Below are 4,732 nucleotides of genomic sequence, written 5' to 3' on the forward strand. Positions count from 1 at the left end.
CGTCAAGGAGTCCCTCGGCGTCCTCCTCGCCCACCAGAATGGCGACCAGGGCTGAGGTGTCGCTAATCACCGCGGCAGGCCCATCTCGTCGTAGAGGTCCTCATCCGCTCGCGTGATGCGGGCTACGTCGTCAGCACTGAGATCCGCCCGGAAGGCAGCGACCACCAATTGCGCCGCTCGGAGGCGTTCCGCTTTGGCCGGGGCCTCGACGTCCACCCCCATCTCCGCAAGACGCCTGCTCACTGCCTCCTCCACAGCGCTGGTCTGGGACCGGCCGGTGCGATCTCGACCTCGTGGCCGCTGGACCGAGCCAGCCGAGCGTCGCGGGTGACCAATGGTCACCTCAGGGCTTCGGCCAGGGCGATGTACGCCGCGTCGTAGCCGGAGACGTTGTGCCGGAGCTGGAAGGGCGCGCCACCGCAGCGCAGGACCGAACGGCCACCGAGCGATCGGCAGGTCGTCGACGGCCAGCCGGGTCGCAATCGATCCGTGCCGTCCGGGGCGGTGAGCGCGTCGACCACCGCGGAAGCGTCGAGGACGATCACGACCGGGATCGCTCGCGCCCGAGCTCCTCCCGGTGGTGAGCCGGAGACCGTTGAGACCGCAGAGCGCGATGAGGCCGGCCAGCGCGAGCCGCTCGTTGCCGTCGACCAATGCGCGATTCCTGGCAAGCGAGTGCACCAACGCCGCAGCCAGATCGAGGTAGATCACTGCCCGAGCCGAGGCAGCGTCTCAGTCTCCTGCTCATCCAGTCTCAGCGTCATCGCCAAGTTCATATGACACCGCTCATGATACCGAGGCGGCCGGGGTGTGTTCGAAGTGGCCGATCGTGGTCTACGGTGTCCGCGGAAGGAGCGAATGGTGCTGGCAATACACGGATTCTGGTCCGGCGCGCGACTATGCCTGTGGGCCGAGGACTCCGACCGGAGCGTCAAGAGCCCCAGCCAGGCGCTGCGCTCGGCGCGACCGCACCCCTTCGCGGCTGCCGCGCCTGACCTCGCGCCGGTCGGGTCGACGGCCACCGGGACAAGCGCCACAGACCCTGGGGGCGGCACCGCCACCCTGCTGCTGCCCTCCGTGCGCAGCGCCCCGCTGGACTCCCCCGAGCTCGTCCGCCTCACCCCCAGACCCGCACCCGCCAAGGGCCCGGCGCTACTGCCCTGGTCGGTGCCGGTGGTGGAACTCGACCCAGCGGCCGCTCTCGCAATCGGCAGCGCTCGCGACGGCGAGGGGATGCAGGACGGGTATGACGAGGCGCGGGACGTGCGGTATGGCGCTTCGGTGCGGTTTGTCGCCGAGCTGGTCGACTTCGCCCGAGACCTGGTCGAGCGCGGCCGGGTGCTGCCGAGCCTCCTCGACGGCGAAGATGACGGCGACGAAGGTGGCGCGTCCGCTAGATGGCGTCCGGTGCTGCAGGGTCCGGACCTGCTCACCGCACAGGATCTCGTCGCGGCGGTGCCGCCGGTGTTCCGGGCAGAGGCCCGGGCACCCGAGGACGACCGCGGGCAGAGCCCGGCCGACCTGGTCTCCGCCGCGCTGCACGCCCTGGTCGACGCCGCGATGCGGGAGCGGCTGAGGGGTATGTCGTTGCTGCCCAAGCGTCGGGGCCGCCCACCGCGGCGGATCCCGGTCGCCGAGAAGTGGGTGGAGGCGCTCAGCGGCGCCGACGGCCGCTTCGACGCCGAGCCCGATGAGCTGGACGCCCTGGCCGAGGGTCTCGAACCGTGGACGGAGTTCGGCATCGGGGCCGCCGGACCCGCGCGGGCGACGTTCCGGCTCGTCGAGGTCAACCAGAACCTGGATCTGGACGAGTGGGAGGTCGACGAGGACGCCACGGGTCGCTCACCCGACGACACGGCGGCGGCCACGGTGTGGCGGGTGGAGTTCTTGCTGCAGTCGGTCGAGGACCCCAGCCTGCTGCTGCCCGCCGACCAGGTGTGGGACGGAGGAGACAGCCTGCGCCGCTGGCTCGAACGGCCCGACGAGCTGCTGCTGGCCGAGCTGGGCCGGGCCAGCACCATCTATCCCGCGCTCGGCGACGCCCTGCGCCAAGCACGCCCGAGCGCGCTGCTGTTGGACACCGCCGGCGCCCACGACTTCCTGGCCACCCGGGCAGGCGCCCTCGACCAGGCGGGCTTCGGCATACTGCTGCCCTCCTGGTGGTCCCACCGGCGACCGCTCGGCCTGCGCGCCAAGGCCACGACCGAGAAGGACGCCGCGGTCACCTCGGGGTCGTTCAGCCGGGAGTCGCTGGTCGACTTCGACTGGCAGCTGGCCCTCGGCGACGAGGTGCTCACCGCCGACGAGCTCGCCGCCCTGGCCGCCACCAAGGAACCCCTGGTGCGACTGCGCGGCCAGTGGGTCGCCGTCGACCCCGAGCAGGTCCGGCGTGGGCTCGAGCTGCTGGAGGCCGGCAGCGACAGCGACACCGTCCGGGCCCGGACCGCGGCCGAGGTGATCGCCCTGGCCGCAGCGCACCCCGACGACATCGACACCCCGCTGCCGGTGACCTCCGTCGTCGCCGACGGGTGGCTGGGCGACCTGCTGGCCGGCACCCTGGAGCAGACGCTGCAGCCGGTGCCCACACCCGCCACCCTCGACGCCGAGCTGCGCCCCTACCAGCAGCGCGGCCTGAGCTGGCTGGCGTTCCTCTCGTCCCTGGGCCTCGGCGGATGCCTGGCCGACGACATGGGCCTGGGCAAGACGGTGCAGCTGCTGGCCCTCGAGGCGCACGTCCGTGCGGCCAAGCCCGACACTGGGCCGACCCTGCTGCTGTGCCCCATGTCGCTGGTGGGCAACTGGCAGCGTGAGGCGCAGCGGTTCGCCCCGAGCCTGCGCGTGCACTCCCACCACGGCCCCGGCCGGCTGCGCGGCGAGGCGCTGACCCACCGGCTGGCCGACACGGACCTGCTGCTCACGACATACCAGACCGCCACTCGAGACGTCGACGAGCTGGAGGGGCACGACTGGGAGCGGCTCGTGCTCGACGAGGCGCAGGCGGTCAAGAACAGCCGGTCCAAGGCGGCCAAGGCGGTGCGGCGACTGCGCGCCGAGCACCGGGTCGCGCTCACCGGCACCCCGGTGGAGAACCGGCTCAGCGAGCTGTGGTCGATCATGGACGTGGTCAACCCCGGGCTGCTCGGCTCGCCCGAGATGTTCCGCGCGCGCTACGCCATACCGGTCGAGCGGCACGGTGAGACCGAGCCGGCCGAGCGGCTGCGGGCGATCACCCGGCCCTACGTGCTGCGCCGGCTCAAGACCGACACCACGATCATCGACGACCTCCCCGAGAAGATCGAGATCAAGCAGTACTGCAACCTCACCGCCGAGCAGGCCTCGCTCTACGCCACGGTGGTGGCGGACATGATGGACAAGATCGAGGACTCCGAGGGCATCGCGCGGCGCGGCAACGTGCTGGCCGCGATGACCAAGCTCAAGCAGGTCTGCAACCACCCCGCGCAGCTGCTGCACGACCGCTCGCCGGTGGCCGCCCGCTCCGGCAAGGTGATCCGGCTGGAGGAGATCGTCGAGGAGATCCTGGCCGAGGGTGACCGGGCGCTGCTGTTCACCCAGTTCACCGAGTTCGCCGAGATGCTGCTGCCGCACCTGGCGGCCCGGTTCGGCACCGACGTGGCCTACCTTTACGGCGGCACCCCCAAGACCCGGCGCGACGAGCTGGTCGCACGGTTCCAGGACGGGGAGGGGCCGCCGCTGTTCCTGCTCTCGCTCAAGGCCGGCGGCACCGGGCTCAACCTGACCGCGGCCAACCACGTCATCCACCTGGACCGGTGGTGGAACCCGGCGGTGGAGAACCAGGCCACCGACCGGGCGTTCCGGATCGGGCAGCGCCGCAACGTGCAGGTGCGCAAGTTCGTCTGCGTCGGCACCCTGGAGGAGAAGATCGACACCGTCATCGAGGAGAAGAAGGCCCTGGCCGACCTGGTCGTCGGCGACGGCGAGGGGTGGCTGACCGAGCTGTCCACCGGTGACCTGCGCGAGCTGCTCACCCTGTCCGAGGGGGCCGTCGGTGAGTGACTGGTGGCCCACCCCGTCCAAGCCGCGCCCCGTCGAGGGCGGTATGCGGGCGCGCAGCCGCCGCGGCGCGATCGCCCAGACGTGGTGGTCCGAGCGGTTCATCACCGTGCTGGAGTCGCTCGGGGTCGGCGGGCGGCTGCAGCGCGGCCGGACCTACGCCCGCAAGGGCCAGGTGATGGACCTGTCCCTGGACGCCGGGGCCGTCACCGCCCGGGTGCAGGGCAGCCGCGCGAGGCCCTACAAGGTGCGGATCGGGCTCACCGCGTTCGACAAGCAGCAGTGGGCCAGCGTGTGCCAGGCCCTCGCCGACGACGCCTGGTATGCCGCACGCCTGCTCGCCGGGGAGATGCCGCCGGACATCGAGGAGGTCTTCGCCGGGGTGGGCCTGTCCCTCTTCCCCGCGCAGGCACGTGACCTGTCGATGGACTGCTCGTGCCCCGACTGGTCGGTGCCGTGCAAGCACCTGGCCGCGGTGTTCTACCTGCTGGCCGAGTCCTTCGACGACGATCCGTTCGCGGTGATGGCCTGGCGCGGCCGGGACCGGGAGGACCTGCTCGCCGCGGTCTCCGCCCTGCGGGGCGGCGGCGGCCGGGTCGCGGCGGACGAACCCGAGGACGCGGCCGTGCCGCTCGGTGAGTGCCTGGACGCGTTCTGGGTGATGCCGGCCGGGATCCCCAGGCGGGCCGCGGCGCCGGCC

The 4,732-nt window shown here is 72.1% G+C and carries 4 protein-coding genes; 2 read left to right on the forward strand and 2 right to left on the reverse strand.

The window, feature by feature from the left end; translation table 11 throughout:
• Positions 1 to 66 precede the first annotated feature (66 nt).
• Both ACR2FV_RS00080 and ACR2FV_RS00085 read right to left on the reverse strand, forming a co-directional pair.
• The gene (locus ACR2FV_RS00080) at positions 67 to 342 is read right to left on the reverse strand and encodes a type II toxin-antitoxin system VapB family antitoxin (RefSeq protein ID WP_434013692.1); all 276 of its coding nucleotides are present in this window, start codon (positions 340 to 342) and stop codon (positions 67 to 69) included.
• Positions 339 to 545 carry a hypothetical protein gene (locus tag ACR2FV_RS00085; protein ID WP_434013693.1) on the reverse strand — a complete coding sequence of 69 codons (207 nt, stop codon included), beginning with the start codon at positions 543 to 545 and terminating at the stop codon, positions 339 to 341. The genes ACR2FV_RS00080 and ACR2FV_RS00085 overlap by 4 nt, the downstream gene beginning before the upstream one ends.
• Positions 546 to 858: 313 nt before the next feature.
• Here ACR2FV_RS00085 and ACR2FV_RS00090 point away from each other — a divergent pair, with 313 nt between their 5' ends.
• Positions 859 to 4,035 carry an SNF2-related protein gene (locus ACR2FV_RS00090; RefSeq protein WP_434013694.1) on the forward strand — a complete coding sequence of 1,059 codons (3,177 nt, stop codon included), beginning with the start codon at positions 859 to 861 and terminating at the stop codon, positions 4,033 to 4,035.
• A partial coding sequence (locus tag ACR2FV_RS00095) for an SWIM zinc finger family protein (RefSeq protein WP_434013695.1) occupies positions 4,028 to 4,732 on the forward strand: 705 nt, incomplete at its 3' end. The genes ACR2FV_RS00090 and ACR2FV_RS00095, both read left to right, overlap by 8 nt.

This window comes from Ornithinimicrobium sp. (assembly GCF_051004135.1).
In the GTDB taxonomy this organism is placed as follows: Bacteria; Actinomycetota; Actinomycetes; order Actinomycetales; family Dermatophilaceae; genus Ornithinicoccus.

Bases quoted from the DNA above. Each gene is read 5' to 3' on its own strand.
- ACR2FV_RS00090 (WP_434013694.1), top strand. From the start codon at position 859: ATGGTGCTGGCAATACACGGATTCTGGTCCGGCGCGCGACTATGCCTG.